General features: G+C 70.9%; 20 protein-coding genes and 1 pseudogene. 4 read left to right on the plus strand and 17 right to left on the minus strand.

All coding sequences use genetic code 11. The features are described 5' to 3' along the window. The first annotated feature begins 169 nt into the window (after nt 1–169). On the plus strand, nt 170–1,399 hold the full coding sequence (locus ACLQ2N_RS31295; RefSeq protein WP_425818343.1) for a DUF349 domain-containing protein: 1,230 nt from the start codon (nt 170–172) through the stop codon (nt 1,397–1,399). Nucleotides 1,400–1,467: 68 nt separating this feature from the next. Here the strand turns inward: ACLQ2N_RS31295 and ACLQ2N_RS31300 are convergent, their stop codons facing one another. The 15 genes from ACLQ2N_RS31300 to pgsA all read right to left on the minus strand — a co-directional run bounded on the left by ACLQ2N_RS31300 (nt 1,468) and on the right by pgsA (nt 16,649). Then, nucleotides 1,468–4,026, minus strand: a complete 2,559-nt coding sequence (locus ACLQ2N_RS31300) for a RelA/SpoT family protein (RefSeq protein ID WP_425818345.1) — start codon at nt 4,024–4,026, stop codon at nt 1,468–1,470. Between the two features lie 150 nt (nt 4,027–4,176). After that, complete coding sequence (locus ACLQ2N_RS31305; protein WP_143624522.1) at nt 4,177–4,728, minus strand: adenine phosphoribosyltransferase; 552 nt, start codon at nt 4,726–4,728, stop codon at nt 4,177–4,179. Continuing rightward, nucleotides 4,728–5,831 carry a protein translocase subunit SecF gene (gene secF, locus ACLQ2N_RS31310; protein ID WP_425818347.1) on the minus strand — a complete coding sequence of 368 codons (1,104 nt, stop codon included), beginning with the start codon at nt 5,829–5,831 and terminating at the stop codon, nt 4,728–4,730. Before secF ends, ACLQ2N_RS31305 begins: the two co-directional genes overlap by 1 nt. 1 nt (nt 5,832) lies before the next feature. Continuing rightward, the gene (gene secD, locus ACLQ2N_RS31315) at nt 5,833–7,587 is read right to left on the minus strand and encodes a protein translocase subunit SecD (RefSeq protein ID WP_425818349.1); all 1,755 of its coding nucleotides are present in this window, start codon (nt 7,585–7,587) and stop codon (nt 5,833–5,835) included. Nucleotides 7,588–7,734: 147 nt separating this feature from the next. Continuing rightward, nucleotides 7,735–8,190 carry a preprotein translocase subunit YajC gene (gene yajC, locus ACLQ2N_RS31320; protein ID WP_425818351.1) on the minus strand — a complete coding sequence of 152 codons (456 nt, stop codon included), beginning with the start codon at nt 8,188–8,190 and terminating at the stop codon, nt 7,735–7,737. A 165-nt stretch (nt 8,191–8,355) separates the two neighbouring features. Further along, on the minus strand, nt 8,356–9,429 hold the full coding sequence (ruvB, locus tag ACLQ2N_RS31325; RefSeq protein WP_164404577.1) for a Holliday junction branch migration DNA helicase RuvB: 1,074 nt from the start codon (nt 9,427–9,429) through the stop codon (nt 8,356–8,358). A gap of 77 nt (nt 9,430–9,506) precedes the next feature. Beyond that, nucleotides 9,507–10,133 carry a Holliday junction branch migration protein RuvA gene (ruvA, locus tag ACLQ2N_RS31330; protein WP_425818353.1) on the minus strand — a complete coding sequence of 209 codons (627 nt, stop codon included), beginning with the start codon at nt 10,131–10,133 and terminating at the stop codon, nt 9,507–9,509. Beyond that, a complete protein-coding gene (gene ruvC, locus ACLQ2N_RS31335) occupies nt 10,130–10,699 on the minus strand; it encodes a crossover junction endodeoxyribonuclease RuvC (protein ID WP_425818464.1) in 570 nt (189 codons plus the stop codon). Before ruvC ends, ruvA begins: the two co-directional genes overlap by 4 nt. A 131-nt stretch (nt 10,700–10,830) precedes the next feature. Beyond that, nucleotides 10,831–11,583, minus strand: coding sequence for a YebC/PmpR family DNA-binding transcriptional regulator (locus tag ACLQ2N_RS31340; protein WP_164404579.1), 753 nt, complete (start codon nt 11,581–11,583; stop codon nt 10,831–10,833). 61 nt (nt 11,584–11,644) lie between these two features. Beyond that, a complete protein-coding gene (gene pdxT, locus ACLQ2N_RS31345; protein ID WP_425818355.1) occupies nt 11,645–12,238 on the minus strand; it encodes a pyridoxal 5'-phosphate synthase glutaminase subunit PdxT in 594 nt (197 codons plus the stop codon). A 6-nt stretch (nt 12,239–12,244) separates the two neighbouring features. Next, a complete protein-coding gene (gene pdxS, locus ACLQ2N_RS31350) occupies nt 12,245–13,165 on the minus strand; it encodes a pyridoxal 5'-phosphate synthase lyase subunit PdxS (RefSeq protein WP_018103870.1) in 921 nt (306 codons plus the stop codon). A 153-nt stretch (nt 13,166–13,318) separates the two neighbouring features. Beyond that, the gene (locus ACLQ2N_RS31355) at nt 13,319–13,867 is read right to left on the minus strand and encodes a hypothetical protein (RefSeq protein WP_425818357.1); all 549 of its coding nucleotides are present in this window, start codon (nt 13,865–13,867) and stop codon (nt 13,319–13,321) included. Nucleotides 13,868–13,903: 36 nt separating this feature from the next. Then, nucleotides 13,904–15,064 carry a glycosyltransferase family 4 protein gene (locus ACLQ2N_RS31360; protein ID WP_425818359.1) on the minus strand — a complete coding sequence of 387 codons (1,161 nt, stop codon included), beginning with the start codon at nt 15,062–15,064 and terminating at the stop codon, nt 13,904–13,906. Next, nucleotides 15,061–16,002 (minus strand): phosphatidylinositol mannoside acyltransferase, encoded by a 942-nt coding sequence (locus ACLQ2N_RS31365; RefSeq protein ID WP_425818361.1) that lies wholly within the window; start codon nt 16,000–16,002, stop codon nt 15,061–15,063. The genes ACLQ2N_RS31360 and ACLQ2N_RS31365 overlap by 4 nt, the downstream gene beginning before the upstream one ends. Beyond that, on the minus strand, nt 15,999–16,649 hold the full coding sequence (gene pgsA / locus ACLQ2N_RS31370; RefSeq protein ID WP_425818363.1) for a phosphatidylinositol phosphate synthase: 651 nt from the start codon (nt 16,647–16,649) through the stop codon (nt 15,999–16,001). The genes ACLQ2N_RS31365 and pgsA overlap by 4 nt, the downstream gene beginning before the upstream one ends. 343 nt (nt 16,650–16,992) lie before the next feature. Between pgsA and ACLQ2N_RS31375 the strand changes: the two are divergent. Next, nucleotides 16,993–17,467: pseudogene (locus ACLQ2N_RS31375) on the plus strand (elongation factor G-like protein EF-G2); the annotation flags it as partial. 154 nt (nt 17,468–17,621) lie between these two features. Then, the gene (locus ACLQ2N_RS31380) at nt 17,622–19,292 is read left to right on the plus strand and encodes a hypothetical protein (protein ID WP_425818365.1); all 1,671 of its coding nucleotides are present in this window, start codon (nt 17,622–17,624) and stop codon (nt 19,290–19,292) included. Between the two features lie 67 nt (nt 19,293–19,359). Here ACLQ2N_RS31380 and ACLQ2N_RS31385 read toward each other — a convergent pair whose 3' ends face one another. Continuing rightward, nucleotides 19,360–19,920 carry an HIT family protein gene (locus ACLQ2N_RS31385; RefSeq protein WP_425818367.1) on the minus strand — a complete coding sequence of 187 codons (561 nt, stop codon included), beginning with the start codon at nt 19,918–19,920 and terminating at the stop codon, nt 19,360–19,362. Between the two features lie 66 nt (nt 19,921–19,986). On the opposite strand from ACLQ2N_RS31385, the gene ACLQ2N_RS31390 reads away from it, so the two are divergent. Continuing rightward, nucleotides 19,987–20,658: a potassium channel family protein gene (locus tag ACLQ2N_RS31390; protein ID WP_425818369.1), complete on the plus strand. Its 672-nt coding sequence runs from the start codon at nt 19,987–19,989 to the stop codon at nt 20,656–20,658. A 100-nt stretch (nt 20,659–20,758) separates the two neighbouring features. Here the strand turns inward: ACLQ2N_RS31390 and thrS are convergent, their stop codons facing one another. Beyond that, nucleotides 20,759–22,735, minus strand: a complete 1,977-nt coding sequence (gene thrS / locus ACLQ2N_RS31395) for a threonine--tRNA ligase (RefSeq protein ID WP_425818371.1) — start codon at nt 22,733–22,735, stop codon at nt 20,759–20,761. Nucleotides 22,736–22,786 lie beyond the last annotated feature (51 nt).

Here is a 22,786-nt window from a genome sequence, read left to right on the forward strand (position 1 = left end):
CGGGGGCGGGTCCGCCGGGCGGCGAATAAATCCGGCCGTGCGGAGTGCGGACAGCCGGGCGGCCCGTCGCCTAGATTGGCGTCGTGCAGGGCGGGCGGTGCCCGCCCCAGGAAACTGTGGACGATGCCAGGGGGTGACCCCCTCACGGGCATCAGGTGGAGGAGGCGCTGTGAGCAGCGACCCGTGGGGCCGTGTCGATGAGACAGGCACCGTGTACGTGCGTACAGCCGATGGCGAGCAGGTCGTCGGATCGTGGCAGGCCGGTTCACCGGCGGAGGCCCTGGCCTACTTCGAGCGCAAGTACGAGGGCATTGCGGTCGAGATCGGCCTCCTCGAACGGCGGGTGAAGACCACCGATCTGTCCGCGAAGGACGCGACGACCGCCATCGAGCACCTGCGCACCCAGGTCGACGAGCACCACGCCGTCGGCGACCTGGACGCGCTGCGCAAGCGGCTGGACGCGCTCGTCACGACGGTCGAGTCGCGGCGCGAGGAGCGCAAGGCCCAGAAGGCGAAGCAGGCCGACGAGGCGAAGCACGCCAAGGAGGCCCTGGTCGCCGAGGCCGAGGAGCTGGCGCAGAGCGAGCAGTGGCGCTCCGCGGGCGAGCGGCTGCGCGCCCTCGTGGACACGTGGAAGGGCCTGCCCAGGCTCGACCGCAAGTCCGACGACGAGCTGTGGCACCGCTTCTCGCACGCCCGCTCGGCGTTCTCCAAGCGCCGCAAGGCCCACTTCGCCTCGCTGGACGCCCAGCGCGAGGAGGCCCGCAAGGTCAAGGAGAAGCTGGTCGTGGAGGCCGAGGCGCTCTCCGGGTCGACGGACTGGGGGGCGACGGCCGCCCGCTACCGCGACCTGATGACGCAGTGGAAGGCGGCGGGCCGCGCCCAGCGCGAGGCCGAGGACGAGCTGTGGAACCGTTTCCGCGGTGCCCAGGACGTCTTCTTCGCCGCCCGTGGCGAGGTCTTCGCGGAGCGCGACGCGGAGCAGGGCGAGAACCTCAAGCTGAAGGAGGAGCTCGCCGACGAGGCCGAGAAGCTGGTGCCGGTGACGGACCTGAAGGCGGCCAGGGCCGCGTTCCGGGGCATCAACGAGCGCTGGGAGGCCATCGGGCACGTACCGCGAGACGCCCGTCCCAAGGTCGAGGGGCGGATGCAGGCGGTGGAGCGGGCGCTCCAGGAGGCCGAGGAGGCCGAGTGGCGCCGGACGAACCCGGAGGCGCGGGCCCGCGCCGCGGGTCTGACCGGTCAGCTCCAGGCGGCCGTGGACAAGCTGCGCGGCCAGATCGACGCGGCCCGCGCCTCGGGCAACAACGCCCGTGCGGACAAGCTGGCCCGTGAGCTGGAGGGCCGGCAGGCCCTGCTCGACCAGGCACTCAAGGGCCTGGAGGAGTTCGGCGGCTGATCCGGTCCCGTGCTTCGCGAGAGGGGCCCTTCCGCACCAGGCGGAAGGGCCCCTCTTCGTATCCGTGACTACGGCCGGCGGGCCGAGGTCACCCGGTAGACGTCGTAGACGCCCTCCACGCCCCGTACGGCCTTCAGGACGTGGCCGAGGTGCTTCGGGTCGCCCATCTCGAAGGTGAAGCGCGAGGTGGCGACCCGGTCGCGGGAGGTCTGCACGGCCGCGGACAGGATGTTGACGTGCTGGTCCGAGAGGACCCGGGTGACGTCCGACAGGAGCCGGGAGCGGTCCAGCGCCTCGACCTGGATCGCGACCAGGAAGACCGAGGACTGGGTGGGCGCCCACTCGACGTCCAGGATCCGTTCCGGCTGCTGGGAGAGCGAGTCGACGTTCACGCAGTCGGCGCGGTGCACGGAGACGCCGCTGCCCCGGGTGACGAAGCCGATGATGGGGTCGCCGGGCACGGGCGTACAACAGCGGGCGAGTTTGACCCATACGTCCTCGACGCCCTTGACGACGACCCCGGGGTCGGCGTTGGAGCGGCGCTTGGCGCGGCTGCGGGAGGGCGGGGTGCTCTCCTCCAGGTCCTCGTTGGCCGCGTCCTCGCCGCCGAGGGCCTGGACCAGCTTCTGCACGACGCCCGCCGCGGCGACGTGGCCCTCGCCGATCGCGGCGTACAGGGACGAGATGTCGGGGTAGCGCATCTCGTGCGCCAGGGTGACGAGCGAGTCGCCGGTCAGGATGCGCTGGATCGGCAGGTTCTGCTTGCGCATGGCCCGCGCGATGGCGTCCTTGCCCTGCTCGATCGCCTCGTCGCGGCGCTCCTTGGAGAACCAGGCACGGATCTTGTTTCGGGCCCGGGGCGACTTGACGAAGCCCAGCCAGTCGCGGGAGGGCCCGGCGCCGGCCGCCTTGGAGGTGAAGACCTCCACGAGGTCGCCGTTGTCGAGCGTGGACTCCAGCGGCACGAGCCGGCCGTTGACCCGTGCTCCTATCGTGCGGTGGCCGACCTCCGTGTGGACGGCGTAGGCGAAGTCGACCGGGGTGGCCCCGGCCGGCAGCGCTATCACATCGCCCTTGGGCGTGAAGACGAAGACCTCGTTGCGCGAGAGGTCGAAGCGCAGCGACTCCAGGAACTCGCTGGGGTCCTCGGTCTCCTTCTGCCAGTCCAGGAGCTGGCGGAGCCACGCCATGTCGTTGACCGTGTCCTGGCCGCGCCCGCTGTTCTTGGGGACGTCGGTGCGCACCTTGGAGGCGCCCGCGACGGCCTCCTGCTTGTACTTCCAGTGGGCGGCGATGCCGTACTCGGCGCGGCGGTGCATGTCGAACGTACGGATCTGGAGCTCGACGGGCTTGCCGCTGGGGCCGATCACCGTGGTGTGCAGTGACTGGTACATGTTGAACTTGGGCATCGCGATGTAGTCCTTGAACCGGCCGGGGACCGGATTCCATCGCGCGTGCACGGTGCCGAGCGCCGCGTAGCAGTCGCGGACGGTGTCCACGAGGACCCGGATACCGACCAGGTCGTAGATCTCGGCGAAGTCGCGGCCCCGCACGATCATCTTCTGGTAGACGCTGTAGTAGTGCTTGGGGCGTCCGGTGACGGTGGCCTTGATGCGGGCGGCGCGCAGGTCTGCCTGGACCTCGTCGGTGACGATGGCGAGGTATTCGTCGCGCTTGGGCGCGCGCTCGGCCACCAGCCGCACGATCTCGTCGTACATCTTGGGGTAGAGGATCGCGAAGGCGAGGTCCTCCAGCTCCCACTTGATGGTGTTCATGCCCAGGCGGTGGGCGAGCGGGGCGTAGATCTCCAGCGTCTCGCGGGCCTTCTTCTCCTGCTTCTCCCGCTTGAGGTACCGCATGGTGCGCATGTTGTGCAGCCGGTCGGCGAGCTTGATGACCAGGACGCGCGGGTCCTTGGCCATGGCGACGACCATCTTGCGCACGGTCTCGGCCTGCGCGGCCTCGCCGAACTTGACCTTGTCCAGCTTGGTGACGCCGTCGACCAGCAGGGCGACCTGGTCGCCGAAGTCGCGGCGCAGGGTGTCCAAACCGTACTCGGTGTCCTCGACCGTGTCGTGCAGCAGCCCGGCCATCAGGGTGGCCGGATCCATACCCAGCTCGGCGAGGATCGTCGTCACGGCGAGCGGGTGCGTGATGTAGGGGTCGCCGCTCTTGCGCTTCTGGCCGCGGTGCCAGCGCTCGGCGACCTGGTAGGCCCGCTCGATCTGGCGCAGCGTGGAGGTCTCGGTCTTGGCGTCGTTGCCGCGGACGATGCGCAGCAGCGGTTCGAGGACCGGGTTGTACGGGCTGGAGCGCTGGACGCCGAGGCGGGCGAGGCGGGCCCGGACGCGGTTGGAGGAACCGCCGGAGCGGGAGGCGGGACCGGTGGGCGAGGTGGTCCCGGCGGCGGGCTTCGCGGGGGGCTTGGGCGCGGTGGGGGCGGGCGCGGCCGGCTGGGCGGGCGAAGCGGGCGCGGGGCCGTTCGCCTCGGCGGACGCCGGGCCCGCGCCGGGCTGGGGCGCCGGAGGCTTGGGCTTCTCCGCGGGCTGCTGCTTCGCGGGCGTGGCGGAGGCCGCCGCGGGCTTGTCGGGCTGCGGGGCGGCGACTGGCTGGGCCTCGTCTGGCAAGAGCGCTCCTCGTGCGGATCCGGACACACCCGGAAGGGCCATCGTAACGACCTGGCGGCCGGTCCTCCCCCGGGGACCGTGAGAGCCCTGACAACGCCGACGGGCACCCGGTTGTTCCCGGGTGCCCGTCGGCGTCGGTGCGGCAGGTCCTCAGACCGTGATCAGGGCCTCCAGCGGGGCCCCGCGCAGGCTGTCGGCCAGGCGGGCCCGGCCGTCCAGGAAGCCCAGCTCCATGAGGACGGCGACCCCGGCGACCTGGGCGCCGGCCCTGCGGATGAGCTCCAGGGACGCGTCGGCGGTGCCGCCGGTGGCGAGTACGTCGTCGATGACCATGATCCGGTCGTCGGCGGACAGGTCCTCCGCGTGGATCTCGATCTCGGCGGTGCCGTACTCCAGCTCGTACGCCTGGCTGAGCGTGGCACCCGGCAGCTTCCCGGCCTTGCGGACCGGTACGAAGCCGAGGCCGGCCCGGACCGCGACCGGGGCGGCCAGGATGAAGCCGCGGGCCTCCAGGCCGACGATCTTCGTGGCGCCGTGCCGCAGGCACAGTTCCGCGAGGGCGTCGGTGAGGGCCGTGAAGGCGACCGGGTCCGCGAGCAGCGGGGTGATGTCCTTGAACATCACGCCCGGCTTCGGGTAGTCCGCCACGTCACGGATGCGGCTGAGCAGGAGTTCCCTGGTGCTCTCGGTGGTGCTGGTCATCAGTGCTTCCCCGGGGTGCGGCCGTGGCCCCTGGGCTCACGGCGCTGACCGACGACCGCACCGGCGGGGGCGGCGTCCTCGTAGCCGGCCCCGTCCAGCTCGGCCTGCTCGGCCTCGGTGGCCTCGCCCTTGGCGGCGGCGGCCGCGCGCTTGGCGAGGACCCGCTTCTTCAGGGCCTTCATCTGCGGCTCGCGTTCCTTGAGGTCGGCGACCAGCGGGGTGGCGATGAAGATCGAGGAGTACGCACCGGCCGCGAGGCCGACGAAGAGGGCGAGCGAGATGTCGTTCAGCATGCCGGCGCCGAGGACACCGCCGCCGATGAAGAGCAGACCGGCGACCGGCAGCAGGGCGACGACGGTGGTGTTGATCGAGCGGACCAGCGTGCCGTTGATGGAGCGGTTGGCGACGTCGCTGTACGTCCACCGGGTCTGCTTGGTGATCCCCTTCGTGCCCTCCTTGAGGCTGTCGAAGACGACGACCGTGTCGTAGAGGGAGTAACCGAGGATGGTCAGCAGACCGATCACGGTGCCCGGGGTGACCTCGAAGCCGACCAGGGCGTAGACGCCGACCGTGATGGTGATGTCGTGGATCAGTGCGACGAGGGCCGCCACCGCCATCCGCCACTCGAAGGCGATGGCCAGGTAGATCACGACCAGGATCATGAAGACACCGAGGCCGGTCCACGCCTTGTTGGCGATCTGCTCGCCCCAGCTGGGACCGACGAGGTCGGCCGCGATCTTCTCGCGCGGGACGTCGAGGTCCTGGGCGAGCTTGTCCTGGATTTCGTCGGACTTCTTGGTGTCGACCTCGGTGATCTGGATGCGCAGACCGCCGTTGCCGAGCTTCTGGACGATGGCCTGGTGGCCGGAGGCGTCCGACGCCAGGTCCTCCGCCTCGGAGACGGACACGCTCGTCTTCGGGGTGGTGAAGACGGCACCGCCCTTGAACTCGATGCCCATGTTCAGGCCGCTGACCACCAGACCGAGGATGGCCGTGATGGTGATCAGGACGGAGACGCCGTACCAGATCTTGCGCTTGCCGATGAAGTCGTAGCCGACCTCGCCTCGGTAGAGACGGGCGCCGAGATTCCCGAGTCGCGACATCTCACGCCTCCTTCGGTTCGGTGGGGGCGTTGACACGGCGGGAACGGCGCAGCGGCGGCTTGGCGCCGAGGCGCTTCGGGTCCAGACCGGACCACGGGTGGCCGGAGGCGAAGAACTTCTTGCGGGCCATGATCGTCATGAGCGGCTTGGTGAAGAAGAACACCACGACGACGTCGAGCAGGGTGGTGAGGCCCAGCGTGAACGCGAAGCCCTGGACCTTGCCGACGGTGACCACGAAGAGCACGGCGGCGGCGAGGAACGACACGAAGTCGGAGACCAGGATGGTGCGCCGGGCGCGCGGCCAGCCGCGTTCCACGGCGGGGCGCAGCGTACGGCCCTCGCGGATCTCGTCCCGTACGCGTTCGAAGTACACGATGAAGGAGTCGGCGGTGATACCGATGGCCACGATGGCACCGCAGACGGCCGGGAGGTTCAGCGCGAAGCCGATGGCCGGGCCGAGCAGCGACATGATCGTGTAGCTGAGGATGCCGGAGACCAGGAGGCTGAGCAGGGCGATGAACGCCAGACCGCGGTAGTAGGCCACCAGGTAGATGACCACGAGGGCGAGGCCGATGGCGCCGGCGATGAGCCCGGCCTTCAGCTGCTCGCCGCCGAGCGCGGCGGTGACGGTGGTGACGCTCTGCTCCTTGAAGGAGAGCGGGAGCGCGCCGTAGGAGAGCTGGTTGGCCAGCGCCTCCGCGGAGTCCTGGTTGAAGCTGCCGGAGATCTCGGCGCTGCCGCTCAGCTGCTCGCTGACCCGGGGGGCGGAGACGACCTCGCCGTCCAGCGCGATGGCGAACTGGTTCTGCGGCTCCTGCTGCGTGGAGAGTTTCTTGGTGATCGTCTGGAACTGCTTGGAGCCCTTGCCGGAGAACTCCATCTGGACGATCCACATGCCGCGCTGCTGGTCGAAGGCGGCCTTGGCGCTGTCGACCTCGGTGCCGGACACCTCGGCCGGGCCGAGCACGTACTTCATGTCGCCCTCTTGGCTGCAGGCCACGACCGTGTCGCCGGCCTTGCTGCCCAGGGCGGCCTTGGAGCGGGACGCCTTGCTGGAGCAGTCGAGCGACTCGAACTGCTTCTGGAGCTTGGCGGCGGCGGCCTGGTCCTCGGCGGACGCGGACTCACTGGCCTTGGGCGTGGCGCTGGCCTTCGGCGACGGCGAGGAGTCGGCCTTCAGGGCGCCGGTGACCGCGCGGCCCTGAGTGGTGGCCGACGCGGACGGCTTGGACGAGGGGCTGGCGGCCTTGTCGCCGTCCGTCGCCTTCTCCGAGGCGGACGCCTTGGGCGAGGGCGAGCTGCTGGCCTTGCCGGAGGGCGAGGCGCTCGGCTCCGGGGTGGGCGTGCCCGGGGCGACCGTCAGCACCGGCCGGAAGTACAGCTTGGCGGTGGTGCCGACCTGTGCCCTGGCCTCTGCGGAGTTCGTGCCCTTGGGGATGTTGACGATGATGTTGCGATTGCCCTGGGTCTGGACCTCGGCCTCGCTGACCCCAAGACCGTTGACACGGCGGTTCATGATGTCGACCGCGGTGTCCATGTTGGTCTTGTTGATCGCCTGCTCCTGGCCCGGCTCGGCCTTGGCCTCCAGCGTGATGGAGGTGCCGCCCGCCAGGTCGATGCCGAGTCGCGGCGTCGGCTGGTCGGCCAGGAACATCCCGCCCGTGAGGGCGACCATGGCGATCAGGATCAGCGCCAGGGAACGCCCTGGCTTCCCCTGACCACCGGCCGCGCCTCGGCCCTTCTTCGGTGCTGCCACCTTGTCGTTTCTCCCTGTCCAACCGCCCCGCGCCGGGTATGCGTCCGAGCGGCCACGAAGTTTAGTGGGGACCCGCCCCCGCGAAGGCACGCACGCACCGGGGTGCCGGACGCCTGTGGGCTCACGGCATTCCCGGGTCGCGGTGTGCTACTTCGCGTCGGCCTCGCCGTCGGCCTTGCCGTCGGACTTCTTGTCGTCCGCGGCGTCGGCGTCGTCGTCCGAGTCCGTCTTCTTGACCAGGTCGGTCTTGGCGTCGTCGGCCTCGGTCAGCGAGGAGGCGTCGTCGGGCACGACCGCGCCGTCGACGTCGAGCTCCGGGTCGTCACCGTGGACGATGCGGTTGTACTCCGCGTCGTCCAGGACGGCGCCGATCGCGTTCTTCGCGTACACGGCGTGGACGCCCGGGGCGACCTCGAGGAGGACCGTGTCGTCGTGAAGCTCCTTGACGGTGGCGTACATGCCCCCGATCGTGCGGACGCCGGTGCCGGGCTGCATGTCATTGCGCATGGCCGCAGCCGCCGCCTGCTTCTTCTTGGCGGACCGCGTCATCAGGAACATGGCCCCGATGAGCACGATGAAGGGGAGGAGAGTCACGGGATTCACGGGACGAATTTCCTTCGCACGACCGCACTGAAGAACGGCCTGGTCTACGGGGGTGGGTACACCGACCCGTTACGGGCGGCATCGGCGGAGTCTAAGCGAGTCCGCATCGATGGAACAACGCCCAGCATGGCACCGTGGTTCCGCTTCCGGTCAACCTGTGACCCATCACGCCCCGAACAGGCCCTGTTGTCCCGTTACGCCGTGCTGCGGAGGAACGAGCCCCAGGTGGGCCCAGGCAGCCGGGGTGGCGACCCGTCCGCGCGGTGTCCTGGCCAGCAGTCCTTCTCGTACGAGGAAGGGCTCGGCGACCTCCTCGACGGTCTCGCGCTCCTCCCCCACGGCCACCGCGAGCGTGGACAGGCCCACCGGACCCCCGCCGAAGAGCTTGAGCAGCGCCCCGAGCACCGCCCGGTCCAGCCGGTCCAGGCCCCGGGCGTCGACCTCGTACACCCCGAGGGCCGCCGAGGCGATCTCGCGGTCGATCCGGCCGTCGGCCTTGACCTGGGCGTAGTCCCGCACGCGGCGCAGCAGCCGGTTCGCGATCCGGGGCGTGCCCCGCGAGCGCCCGGCGATCTCGGCGGCGCCCTCGGCGTCCAGCTCGACGTCGAGCAGGCGGGCGGAGCGGTGGATCACCCGTTCCAGCTCGGCGGGGGCGTAGAACTCCATGTGCCCGGTGAAGCCGAAGCGGTCGCGCAGCGGGGGCGGCAGCAGTCCGGCCCGGGTGGTGGCGCCGACCAGCGTGAAGGGGGGCAGCTCCAGCGGGATCGCGGTGGCGCCGGGGCCCTTGCCGACGATGACGTCGACCCGGAAGTCCTCCATGGCCATGTACAGCATCTCCTCGGCGGGCCGGGACATGCGGTGGATCTCGTCCAGGAACAGCACCTCGCCCTCCTGGAGCGAGGAGAGGATCGCCGCGAGGTCGCCGGCGTGCTGGATGGCCGGTCCCGAGGTGATCCGGATCGGGGCGTTCATCTCGGCCGCGATGATCATGGAGAGGGTGGTCTTGCCGAGGCCGGGCGCGCCGGAGAGCAGGACGTGGTCGGCGGTGGCGCCGCGGGCGCGGGCGGCCTTGAGGACCAGGTCGAGCTGTTCGCGGACCTTCTCCTGTCCGACGAACTCGTCCAGGTCCTTGGGGCGCAGCGCGGCCTCGACCGCGGTGTCGTCGCCGTCCGCGCCGGCGTCGACCAGCCGCTCGTCGAGCCGGTCGTCCATGCCGGCTCCGGTGTCGTCCCAGTTCATCTCGTCCTGTCCCGCCTCGGATGTCTCGGTGCCCCGCCGCAGGTGCCCGGCCGGGTGTGAAGGGTGGCCCGTGCCGCTCAGCGCGCCCGGTTGAGGGTCTGCAGGGCGGCGCGCAGCAGCTGCGGCACGGGTGCCTGGCCCCCGGCGGCGAGGGCTTCCTCGGCCTGGGGCGCGACGGCGGCGACCGCCTCGTCGGCCTCGCGGGTGGCGTAGCCCAGGCCGATCAGGGCGGCCTGGAGCTGGTCGCGCCAGGAGGCGGAGACGGCGGTGCCGATGCCCTGGCCGGGGGCGTGGGTGCCGATCGGTTCGCCGAGCCGGTCCTTCAGTTCCAGCAGGAGCTTCTGGGCGCCCTTCTTGCCGATGCCGGAGACGGCGGTGAGCGCCTTCTCGTCGCCGGTGGCCACGGCGAGCCGCAGGGCGTCCGGGGTGTGCGTGGCCAGCATGGCCTGGGCGAGCCGGGGGCCGACGCCGCTGGCGGTCTGGAGCAGCTCGAAGACCTGCCGCTCGTCGTCGTCGGCGAAGCCGTAGAGGGTCAGCGAGTCCTCGCGGACGACGAGTGAGGTGGCGAGCCTGGCCTCCTGGCCGACGCGCAGGGCGGCCAGCGTGTTGGGCGCGCACTGCACGGCCATGCCGATGCCGCCGACCTCGATGACGGCCGTGGCCGGGGCGAGCGCGGCGACGGGGCCGGTGACGAAGGCGATCATCGGGGGACCTTCCGGACGGGTACGGCTGCGGTGCGCGGGACGCGCGGGGTGCGGGCGGCGGCCGCCGCCTGCGCCTGCTGGAGGCGGTTGAGGACGGGGGCGCGCCAGATGTGGCAGATGGCGAGCGCCAGGGCGTCCGCGGCGTCGGCCGGCTTCGGCAGGGCGTCCAGTCGCAGGAGCCGGGTCACCATGGCTCCCACCTGCGCCTTGTCGGCGCGTCCGCTGCCGGAGACGGCGGCCTTGACCTCGCTGGGCGTGTGCAGGGCGACGGGGAGTCCGCGCCGGGCGGCGCAGAGCATGGCGACGGCGCTGGCCTGGGCGGTGCCCATCACCGTACGCACGTTGTGCTGGGCGAAGACCCGCTCGACGGCGACGCAGTCGGGGCGGTGCTCGTCCAGCCATTCCTCGATGCCGCGCTCGACGGCCACCAGGCGGTGACCGAGCTCCGCGTCGGCCGGGGTGCGCACGACGCCCACGCCGAGCATGGTGAGCGGGCGGCCCGCGACGCCCTCGACCACGCCGACCCCGCACCGGGTCAGTCCCGGGTCCACGCCGAGCACGCGCACGGTCGCCCCTCCCTGCCGATCGGTCAACTGTTCCACTGTTTCAGCAGGCTATCGGTCGGCACCGACAATGCGGCGGGCCGACGGGGTGTGTCCCCCGCCGGCCCGTCCGGAACGGCTGTGTCACAGGCGACTCAGGCGTCGACCTTCGCCATGACCTCGTCGCTGACGTCGAAGTTGGCGAAGACGTTCTGCACGTCGTCGCTGTCCTCCAGCGCGTCGATCAGCTTGAAGATCTTGCGGGCGCCCTCCTCGTCCAGGTCGACCTGCATGGTGGGCAGGAAGTCGGCCTCGGCCGAGTCGTAGTCGATGCCCGCCTCCTGGAGCGCGGTGCGCACCGCGACCATGTCGGTGGCCTCGCTGACGACCTGGTAGCTGTCGCCGAGGTCGTTGACCTCCTCGGCGCCCGCTTCGAGGACGGCACCGAGCACGTCGTCCTCGGTCAGCTCCCCCTTGGGGACGATGACGACGCCCTTGCGGTTGAAGAGGTACGAGACGGAACCCGGGTCGGCCATCGAGCCGCCGTTGCGGGTCATGGCGACCCGGACGTCGGACGCGGCACGGTTGCGGTTGTCGGTGAGGCACTCGATGAGCACCGCGACACCGTTGGGGCCGTAACCCTCGTACATGATCGTCTGGTAGTCGACGCCGCCCGCCTCGAGACCGCCACCGCGCTTGACCGCGGAGTCGATGTTCTTGTTCGGGACCGAACTCTTCTTCGCCTTCTGGATCGCGTCCACGAGGGTCGGGTTGCCCTCGGGGTCCACACCGCCGGTGCGGGCCGCGACCTCGATGTTCTTGATCAGCTTCGCGAAGAGCTTGCCGCGCTTGGCGTCAATCACGGCCTTCTTGTGCTTCGTCGTAGCCCATTTAGAGTGGCCGGACATCTGCCTTCTCCTTCGCGTCACCAAATTCCGTACGAACCCGAGAGATCCTACCGGGATCGAGTCACCCGGCCGCGCGCACCATCTCGGTGAAGTACGCGTGGAGGCGGTGGTCCCCGGTCAGTTCCGGGTGGAATGACGTGGCGAGGGCGTTTTGCTGGCGCACCGCCACGATGTGGCCGCCGTGCTCGGCGATCACCTTCGCCCCGGCGCCCACCGACTCGACCCAGGGGGCCCGGATGAAGACGCCCTCCACCGGTCCGCCGTCGATCCCGGCGACCTCGACGGCGGCCTCGAAGGACTCGTTCTGCCGCCCGAAGGCGTTACGCCGCACGATCATGTCGATGCCGCCCAGCGTCTCCTGGCCCGACCGGGGGTCGAGGATCTTGTCGGCGAGCAGGATCATCCCGGCGCACGTGCCGTAGACCGGCATCCCGTCCGCGATCCGCTCGCGCAGGGGTTCCAGCATGCCGAAGAGGGCGGCCAGCTTGGACATGGTGGTGGACTCGCCGCCGGGCAGGACCAGGCCGTCCACCTCGGCCAGTTCCTCGGGACGCCGGACCGGCCGGGCCAGGGCGTCCGCCGAGGCCAGGGCGATCAGGTGCTCCCGTACGTCGCCCTGGAGGGCCAGGACTCCGATCACAGGGGTGTCGTTCATCGGTGACTACCAGCCGCGGTTGGCGTAGCGCTCGGCCTCGGGCAGCGTGTCGCAGTTGATGCCGACCATGGCCTCGCCCAGGTTCCGGGACGCGTCCGCGATGATCTTCGGGTCGTCGTAGAAGGTGGTGGCCTTCACGATGGCGGCGGCGCGCTTGGCCGGGTCGCCGGACTTGAAGATCCCGGAGCCGACGAACACGCCCTCGGCACCGAGCTGGCGCATCAGGGCCGCGTCGGCCGGGGTGGCGACGCCGCCCGCGGAGAACAGGACGACGGGCAGCTTGCCCAGCTCGGCGACCTCCTTGACCAGCTCGTAGGGGGCGCGCAGGTCCTTGGCGGCGGCGTACAGCTCGTTGTTGTCGTAGCCGCGCAGCCGGGCGATCTCGTTCTTGATCTGGCGCAGGTGGCGGACGGCCTCCACCACGTTGCCCGTGCCCGCCTCGCCCTTGGAGCGGATCATGGCCGCGCCCTCGGCGATACGGCGCAGCGCCTCGCCCAGGTTGGTGGCGCCGCAGACGAACGGGGTGGTGAACGCGAACTTGTCGCTGTGGTTGACCTCGTCCGCCGGGGTCAGGACCTCCGACTCGTCGATGTAGTCGACGCCGAGGGACTGGAGGACCTGCGCCTCCACGAAGTGACCGATGCGGGACTTGGCCATCACCGGGATGGACACCGACTCGATGATCTCCTCGATCATGTTCGGGTCGGACATCCGGGCCACGCCGCCGTCCTTGCGGATGTCGGCCGGCACCCGCTCCAGGGCCATGACGGCCACGGCGCCCGCGTCCTCGGCGATCTTCGCCTGCTCGGCGTTGACGACGTCCATGATCACGCCGCCCTTGAGCTGCTCGGCCATGCCGCGCTTGACGCGGGCGGTGCCGGTGGCCGGGGCGTCGGCGGACTGAGGGGTGCTGGGAAGCGTGGACACGGATGACCTCACTGGGGGGGGGAGCGGATGCGGACGCGCCGAATGACGCAGTCCCGAGCAAACGCCCCCGCACCAGTCCACAGCAAGGGCCAATAGGAGGCCGGTGGATCGTTTTCGGCCCGCCCCTGTGTACGGGGAGCAGGGCACAGTCCGTCAGCTGCCCGGCCGGTCCGCCAGGGCCACCGGCGGCTCGTCGTCCATCTCGAACGCCAGCGGGAACGGCGCGTGCCCGGCCAGCCGGAACCACCGCACCGTACGGTGCCGGCGCAGCGCCCGCGCCGCCCGGACCGCGTCGTTGTGGAAGCGGCGCGCCATGGGCACCCGCCGCACCGCCGCCGCCAGCTCGGACGCCGCCTCCTGGCCCCCGGGGATCTCCCGTACCGCCTCCACCTGCGCGCTCTCACCGAACACCGCGCGCAGGGCGGCACTCAGCTCGCTCTCGGCGACCTCGCGGTGGTCCTCGGGCGACTGCCTCGCGGCGTGCGCGGCCTCGTACAGCACGATGGACGCGGCCGGATCGAGGACGCCGGAGGTGGCGAGCTCCTGGGTGACCGAGGCCCGGCGCAGCAGTTGCGCGTCGAGGGCGGCCCGGGCCGCGTCGATGCGGGCGTGCAGCCGGTCGAGACGGCCGGCGGTCCAGCTGAGGTACAGGCCGATCGCGACGAGCACCACGACGGACCAGATGATGAGGGTTACGGTCACGGGCGGCAAGGCTACCGGGGCGAGGCCCCCGGCCGGTTACTCCCGTGCCAGTCCGAACCGGGCCCGCAGCCCGGTGCGTTCGTCGGCCGCGACCGAGGCGGCGCCGTCCGTCACCGTCTCGTACACCGCGAGGATGTCCGCCCCGACCGTCGACCAGTCGAAGCGCCGCACATGGGCGCTCCCCCGCTCGCGCAGCCCCGCACGCCGTTCCGGGTCGCCCAGCAGCCGGATCGCCGCCTCGGCCAGCGCGTCCGCGTTCTCGTTGGCGAACAGCTCGCCCGCCGCCCCCTGGTCCAGCACCTGCGCGAAGGCGTCCAGATCGCTGGCGAGGACCGGCGCGCCCGCGGACATGGCCTCGACCAGGATGATCCCGAAACTCTCGCCCCCGGTGTTGGGCGCCACGTACAGGTCGACGCTGCGCAGCAGCCGCGCCTTGTCCTCGTCGCTCACCATGCCCAGGAACTCCACGCGCGCGCGCATCTCCTCGGGCAGCGAGGCGACGGCCTCCTCCTCGTCGCCCCGGCCGGCCACCAGGAGCCGGGTCTCCGGGCGGGCGGCCAGGATCGCGGGCAGCGCGCGCATCAGCACGGGCAGGCCCTTGCGGGGCTCGTCGATGCGGCCGATGAAGCCGATCGTGCCGCCCTGCCACTCGGGCCGGGGCTCGGCCCGCGCGAAGAAGTCGACGTCCACCCCGTTCGGGATGACCACCGCGTCGCCGCCCAGGTGTTCGACCAGGGTCCGGCGGGCGTACTCGCTGACCGCGATCCGCGCGCTGATCTTCTCCAGCGCCGCCTGCAGGATCGCGTACGCGGCGATCATCGCCCGGGAGCGCGGGTTGGACGTGTGGAACGTGGCGACGATCGGCCCCTGCGCCGCCCAGCAGGTCAGCAGCCCCAGCGACGGCGAGGTCGGCTCGTGGATGTGGATGACGTCGAACGTGCCCTCGTGCAGCCAGCGCCGCACCCGCGCCGCCGACAGGAACCCGAAGTTCAGCCGGGCCACCGAGCCGTTGTACGGGACCGGCACGGCCCGGCCCGCGGAGACCACGTACGGCGGCAGCGGCGTCTCGTCGTCGGCCGGGGCCAGTACGGACACCTCGTGGCCCAGCCGGATCAGGTGCTCGGCCAGGTCGCGGATGTGGAACTGCACACCGCCCGGAACGTCCCAGGAGTACGGGCAGACGATGCCGATCTTCACGTCGGGTCTCCGCTCCGGTCTCCACGGGGTTCCAGGTCGGCGAGCCAGAGCCGTTGCAGCATGTGCCAGTCCTCCGGGTGCTCGGCGATGCCCACGGCGAACGCGTCGGCCAGGGCCTGTGTCATCAGAGACGTCTTCCGCGCCCGGTCACCTGACTCAGGCACCGCGACCGGCGGATGGATGCGCGCCTTCATCACTGGCGTGTCGTCGTACGACAGCGTCACCGGCAGCAGCAGCGCACCGGTCTGCTGGGCCAGCAGCGCGGGCCCGGCCGGCATCCGCGCCGTATCGCCGAAGAACGAGACCTCGATGCCCGACGAGGACAGGTCGCGGTCGGCGACCAGGCAGACCAGACCGCCCGACCGCAGCCGCCGGGCCAGCGTCCCGAACGCGGCACCGCCGGTGTGCGGCAGCACCTCCATGCCCAGGCCCTCGCGGTAGGCGACGAACCGGTCGTACAGCGATTCCGGCTTCAGCCGCTCGGCGACCGTGGTGAACGGCACCTTCAGGTCCGTGGTGACCCACGCCCCGGCGAGGTCCCAGTTCCCCAGGTGCGGCAGGGCGAGGATCACCCCGCGCCCCGAATCCAGCCCGTCCGTCAGCCGGTGCGCGTCCGTGACGTCGATCGACGCCTTGATCCGCTCCGGGCTCCAGGTGGGCAGCCGGAACGACTCCATCCAGTAGCGCATGTACGAACGCATGCCGGCCTTCGACAAGGCGGCCAGCCGGGCCGGACCGGCGTCCGGCACGACCCGCTTCAGGTTGGCCTCCAGCCGCAGCACACTCTTGCCGCGCCGCTTCCACACCTGGTCGGCGAGGGTACGGAACAGGGCCCGGGCGGCCGGTTCGGGCAGCGTCTTGACCGCCGCCCAGCCCAGCCCGTACAGCGCGTCGCTCAGCCGCTCCCTCGCGCCGGGCCGCGCGTCGGCGCCGCTCACTGCCCGTCCGCGTCCGCCGCGTCCGCCTCCGCCGCCTCGCGGCGCACGGTGACGACCCGCTGGACCAGCGTCACCAGGCTGCCCACGGCGACGATCCACAGGGCGATCGGCAGCAGCACCTGGATGCCCGGCACCCCGAACGTGTGCAGACCCGCGAAACCGGCCGCCACCAGCGAGATCACCAGGCGCTCGGCACGCTCCACGAGCCCGTTGACCGCCACCGGCAGCCCGATCGACTCACCGCGCGCCTTGGTGTACGAGACCACCTGACCGCTCGCCAGGCAGAAGATCGCCACCGCGCACAGGATGTTGTCGTCGCCGCTGCCCGCGTACCAGAGGGCGAAGCCGCCGAAGATCGCGCCGTCGGCGACCCGGTCGAGCGTGGAGTCCAGGAACGCGCCCCACCGGCTGGAGATGCCCGCCTGGCGCGCCATGTTCCCGTCGACGAGGTCGGAGAACACGAAGACGGTGATGACGATCGTGCCCCAGAAGAACTCCCCCATCGGGAAGAAGACCAGCGCACCGGCCATCACCCCGGCCGTACCGATCAGGGTGACCGCGTCCGGGCTCACGCCGAGACGGAGGAGCAGTGCGGCGAACGGCGTGAGGACACGCGTGAAAAAGGCACGCGCGTACTTGTTCAGCATGGCCTTCCCGAGGGGTAGCTGGGCCGCGTGACCCCGTCGGCCACCGGCTGGAGGGTGCTGAAGGCCCTGGCCGGGTCAGGGAGCGGTGGCCGGGCGCGTGCGGCTGCAAGGCGCCGGAGCGTCTCCATGGCGGAGCCATGAAGGCGTTTCGGCGACACCGCAGACGTGCGTGCCGGGCGCCGCGAGCCCGGCCAGGGCTTTCAGCACCCTCCGGGCCCATCGTAGTCACGCGTTGCACCGTCCATCGTCCGGGCACCCCGGACGCCCCTGCGGCCGCGCTCCCGAGGCAGTGCCACGCTCGAAATACCGCGGGCGTCGCCGCAGCCGCCACGCCGGCCCCTGAGAGACCTTCGCCGGACCCGCCACCGGGCGAGGCCGCCACGTCAAGCGGTCCGGCGGCCACGGCCACTACGCGGTCTGCGAGACCGACGTCGAGCCCCTGCCCGCCGGCTCCGGCGTCGCATTCGTGGACCGGGTCGTCGGCGGCGCCGTGCCCCGGCCGTTCATCGCCTCCGTCGAGAAGGGCGTCCGCACCCAGGCCGCCCGGGGCGTCGCCGCGGGCCACCCCCTCGTGGACATCCGGGTGGTTCCGCGGGACGGCAGGGCGCACTCCGTGGACTCCTCCGACGCCGCCTACCGAGCAGTCCGGCTCCGGACGCACCCTCGTCCGCGCCGGCGTACCCGGACTGGAGATCGGCCGGTACGCGGTGGAGCTGCGCGCCCCGACCCACGGCACCGGTCGCTTCGACCGCGCGTACGCCCGCCACCAGCCCACGCCCGCACAGCTCGCCGACCGCGCCCACGCCCGGCAGGGATGACGCGAACGCGCCGGCTCCCCCGCCCGTTGTCCACAGGGCCGGACGGCGGACGTATCCGGACGATACGCTGAGACCCCAGCTCAGAAAGTGTGCCGGGCACGGCAGTTGGGAAACAGCCGCAGGAGCGGTTCCTCGGTGGCGAGTGGGGGCGACAGTGGCCAGCAACGGATTCGATTTCTCACCCGGAGCGCAGATTCCGCTCCAGGGGTCGGCAGGCGCGGCGGTGGCGACCAACGCCCTCGCCTCCGCCGCGTACCGCGACAGCCCGGTGGAGGACATCCTCAAAGCCAACAGCGAGTGGCACAAGTCCGAGGTGAAGACGGGCCGTTCCGGCTTCCTCAAGTCCGACTACTTCAAGCCCAATCTCGGTGAGGCGTTCGCCCGCGCCGTCCAGGAGCGCATGCTCGGCGGCGCCCGCAAGGACCTCATCCAGTCCTTCGGCACCGACCCGCAGACCGTGGTCGAGCACTGCCTCTCGGCGAACAGCCTGCGCAAGGCACGCGACACCCGGCTCACCGCCGTCACCGTGCTGTTCGGCTTCCTGTTCCTGCCGGGCATGCTGCTGTGGGTCATCGTCTTCCGGCTCCGCGACGGTTTCGCCAAGACCAAGGACAGGCTCCTCACCACCCTCGGCAACAGCCTGCTCCCCCTGGTCGGCATCGGCATCGTCTTCCTGATGATCCGGCTCCCCCTCACCGGGCTCCTCGGCCTCTACCTGCGCGCGATGTTCGTCGCCCCGGTCCTCGGCTGGTACTTCGCCAAACGGATCGCCGAAAGGTCCGCCCAGGACATGCGCGCCCGCTGGGAGGGCCTGCTCTCCGGCGGCGGCGTCACCGCCAAGATCCCCGAGACGGTCCCGAAGAATCCCAACGAGACCGCCCGCGAGGCCCTGCGCCAGGGCCTGGAGAAGCTCTCCGCCGAGCAGCAGTCCAACTCCGTCTTCTACGCGGGCCCCAAGGGCATCCTCGGCATGGGCACCCGCTGGGGCAGCTGGCAGCTCGCCGAGGACCTCGTCGCCAAGGAGCCCGGCAAGGAGATCCACCAGTTCCGCAGCTGGGACGTCATCCGCGTCATCCATGACCAGCTCAAACTGCTGGAACGAGGCCCGCTGAACACCGGCGGATTCCCCACCCCCTCCGTCAACCACTGGATCGTCACCCCCATCGGGGAGAACGCGGACAGCGTCACCCGCCCCCAGGGCGAGGACGTCGCCACCTACCAGATCAAGCCCCACGAGATACAGCGGATCTGCAACCACCAGCAGTTCGGCGGCGGCAACCGCCACTATCTCGGCGTCCAGTTCACCCTCTGGGACGGCCAGCTCGTGATCACCATGATGATCACCGTCACCGTCCTCTACGAGACCCTGCGCATCGAGGTCACCGGGCACGCCCTGGGCCCCGTCCACTCCCTCTTCACCACCAAGCCCGCCGCGAAGACCCGGACCGTCAACAAGACCGTCCGGTTCTGGGAGACCCGCGACATCACCCTCGCCCTGGTCGACGCCCACGAGGTCACCCGTCTCGCCCTGCGCGCCCCGTTCACCTGGTATCCGCCGCTCCTGGACTACCTCGGCGGCAAGATCGCCCTGCCCGAGCCCTTCGGCCTCCGCCACGCCTGGGCCGAGAAGCCCTGGCGCCACCGCTTCATGGCCGACGACGCCATGCGCGCCGCCACCCCCGTCCTGCGCGTCGTGCACAACGCCGCCATCAAGGTCCTGGAGGAGCACGGCGTGGACACCGAGCGCTTCGACAACCGCTCGTCGGTCCTGAGCGGCCTGGTCCAGGCCCCCACCCCCGGCAAGGCCGACCTCTACGACGCGTAGCCACCCGGGTACGCGAACGGGGCGCCCCGGAAACAATCCGGAGCGCCCCGCACGGCGAGCAAGGAGATCAGGCGGCCGGCCAGGCGTCCGCCAGCATCTTCCGGGTGTCCGCCAGCAGCTGCGGCAGCACCCGGGTGTGCCCCACCACCGGCATGAAGTTGGCGTCCCCACCCCACCGGGGCACCAGGTGCTGGTGCAGATGCGCGGCGATGCCCGCCCCCGCCACCGCGCCCTGGTTCATCCCGATGTTGAAGCCGTGGGCGCCCGAGGCCGCCCGCAGCGCGGTCATCGCCCGCTTCGTGAAATCGGCCAGCTCCGCCGTCTCCGGAGCGTCCAGCTCCGTGTAGTCCGCGACATGCCGGTACGGCACCACCATCAGGTGCCCCCCGTTGTACGGGTACAGATTCAGCACGGCGTACACCCGCGCACCGCGCGCGACGACGAGCCCGTCCTCGTCCGACTTCTCCGGAATCCCGCAGAACGGACAGCCGTCCCCCGCCTCCGGGCCGGTCGGCTTGTTCTCGCCCTGGATGTACGCCATCCGGTGGGGCGTCCACAGGCGCTGGAACGCGTCGGGCGTCCCCACTCCGATCTGCTGTTCCGGCTCACTCGTCATGCCGGCCAGCATATTGCTTCACCTGTGCGGAGCGTGTCGCCGGGGCCGATCCCGTTCACGCACCGCAATGCTGGGCCGATGAGCGCGCGCACCCCGCCCCCTCCCGCCCTCACCCGCTGGGAGCGGCGCACCGAGGTCCCGCTCCTCGCGGCCTCCCTGGTCTTCCTCGCCGGCTACGCGGTGCGTGTCCTCGCCCCGTACGACGCACAGCCCTGGCACGACATCGCCCTGGTCCTCGTCGGCGTCACCTGGCTCCTGTTCATCGCCGACTACGCGGTACGCATCCGCCTGAGCGGCCTCGGCCACCGCTTCGTCCGGGTGCACTGGCTCGACACCCTCGTCCTCCTGCTGCCGCTGCTGCGCCCGCTGCGCCTGATCAAGGTCTACACGGCCATCCAGAAGCGCCGCGACGAACCACGGCTGAGCCTGTACGCACGGGTGATGTCGTACGCCGGCCTGACCTCCCTGCTGCTCGGCCTCTCCGCCTCCCTCGCGGTCTATCACCAGGAGCACGACGCGCCGGGCGCCTCGATCAGGACGTTCGGCGACGCGGTCTGGTGGGCATGCGCGACGCTCACCACGGTGGGGTACGGGGACGCCGTGCCGGTGACGCCGTGGGGCCGGGTGGTCGCGGCGTTCCTGATGGCCTGCGGGCTGGCGCTGCTGGGGGCGGTGACGGGTTCGTTCTCGTCATGGCTGATCCAGGTGTTCCGGCGGGAGGACGAGAAGGAGCCCCCGGCGAGCGGCTAGCTCGGCCGGGGGCTCATCCCCGCTTACGCGGGGAGTGGTCAAGCTCGTTGCCAAGCTTGCGGTGATCGCGCGGGTCACCCCCGCTTACGCAGGGACCGAATCACACCTGCACGCGACGCTCCACCACGTCAACGAGCTTGGCGATCGCTTCGTCACGGGCGATGCCGTTCTCCTGCGACCCGTCGCGGTACCGGAACGACACCGTGCCCGCGTTCATGTCCTCGTCACCGACGATGATCATGAACGGCACCTTGGTGCGCTGATGGTTGCGGATCTTCTTCTGCATCCGGTCCGACGACGCGTCCACGTCGACGCGCAGGCCCTTCTTCCGGGCCTCCGCCGCGAACTCCTGGAGGTACGGGATGTGCGTGTCGCCGATCGGGATGCCGACCGCCTGGACCGGGGCCAGCCACACCGGGAACGCACCCGCGTAGTGCTCAAGCAGCACCGCGAAGAAGCGCTCGATGGAACCGAACAGGGCGCGGTGGATCATGACCGGGCGCTGCTTGGAGCCGTCCGGACCGGTGTACTCCAGGTCGAACCGCTCCGGCAGGTTGAAGTCGAGCTGGATGGTCGACATCTGCCAGGTCCGCCCGATGGCGTCCCGCGCCTGCACCGAGATCTTCGGGCCGTAGAAAGCCGCGCCGCCCGGGTCCGGGACCAGGGGCAGCCCTTGCTTCTCGGCGACCTGGCGCAGCGTCTCCGTGGCCTCTTCCCAGGTCTCGTCCGACCCGACGAACTTGGTCTCGTCCTTGGTGGAGAGCTCCAGGTAGAAGTCGGTGAGCCCGTAGTCGCGGAGCAGGTTCAGGACGAAGGTGAGCGTCCGGTCCAGCTCCTCCGCCATCTGCTCACGGGTGCAGTAGATGTGCGCGTCGTCCTGCGTGAAGCCGCGCGAGCGGGTCAGGCCGTGCACGACGCCCGACTTCTCGTACCGGTACACCGTGCCGAACTCGAACAGCCTCAGGGGCAGTTCACGGTACGAACGGCCGCGCGCGTCGAAGATCAGGTTGTGCATCGGGCAGTTCATCGGCTTGAGGTAGTAGTCCACCCCGTCGTCGAGCTGCATGGGCGGGTACATGCCGTCGGCGTACCAGTCCAGGTGGCCGGACTTCTCGAAGAGCTTGCCCTTGGTGGCGTGCGGCGAGTAGACGAACTCGTAGCCCTCCTCCTCGTGCCGGCGGCGCGAGTAGTCCTCCATGGCCCGGCGGATGACGCCGCCCTTGGGGTGGAAGACGGCGAGACCGGGGCCGATCTCGTCGGGGAAGGAGAAGAGGTCCAGCTCGGCGCCCAGGCGGCGGTGGTCCCGCTTGGCGGCCTCCTCCAGGAACTCCAGGTGCGCCTTCAGCTCGTCCTTGGTGGGCCAGGCGGTGCCGTAGATGCGCTGGAGCATCGGATTCTTCTCGCTGCCCCGCCAGTACGCGGCGGCGTTCCGCATCAGCTTGAAGGCCGGGATGAACCGGGTCGTCGGCAGGTGCGGGCCCCGGCAGAGGTCGCGCCAGCACAGCTCGCCGGTCTTCGGGTCGAGGTTGTCGTAGATGGTCAGCTCGCCGCCGCCCACCTCGACGTCCGCGCCGTCGTCCGAGGAGGCGGAGCCCTTGATGCCGATGAGCTCCAGCTTGTACGGCTCGTCGGCCAGCTCCTCGCGGGCGGCCTCGTCCGTCACGACCCGGCGGGAGAACTTCTGGCCCCGCTTCTGGATCTCCTGCATCTTCTTCTCGATGGCCTTGAGGTCCTCGGGCGTGAACGGCTTCTCGACGTCGAAGTCGTAGTAGAAGCCGTCCTTGACCGGCGGGCCGATGCCGAGCTTGGCCTCGGGGTGCAGTTCCTGCACGGCCTGGGCCATGACGTGCGCGGTGGAGTGCCGCAGGATGTTGAGGCCGTCCTCGGAGGAGATCTCGACGGGCTCGACGGTCTCGCCGTCCTTGAGCTCGTACGCGAGGTCCTTCAGCTCGCCGCCGACGCGGGCGGCAACGATGGTGCGCTGACCGGGGAAGAGCTCGGCCGCCGTAGTGCCCGTCGTCACCACGCGCTCTTCCCGCTCGGAATCGCGTTGGATGGTCACACGGACGTCTGACACCGGTCTCTCCTGACTCAGGGGGCGCATCGCACTCCTCTGGCGCGTGCAGAA

The sequence above is a fragment of the Streptomyces sp. DT224 genome (assembly GCF_049844595.1).
Taxonomy (GTDB): domain Bacteria; phylum Actinomycetota; class Actinomycetes; order Streptomycetales; family Streptomycetaceae; genus Streptomyces.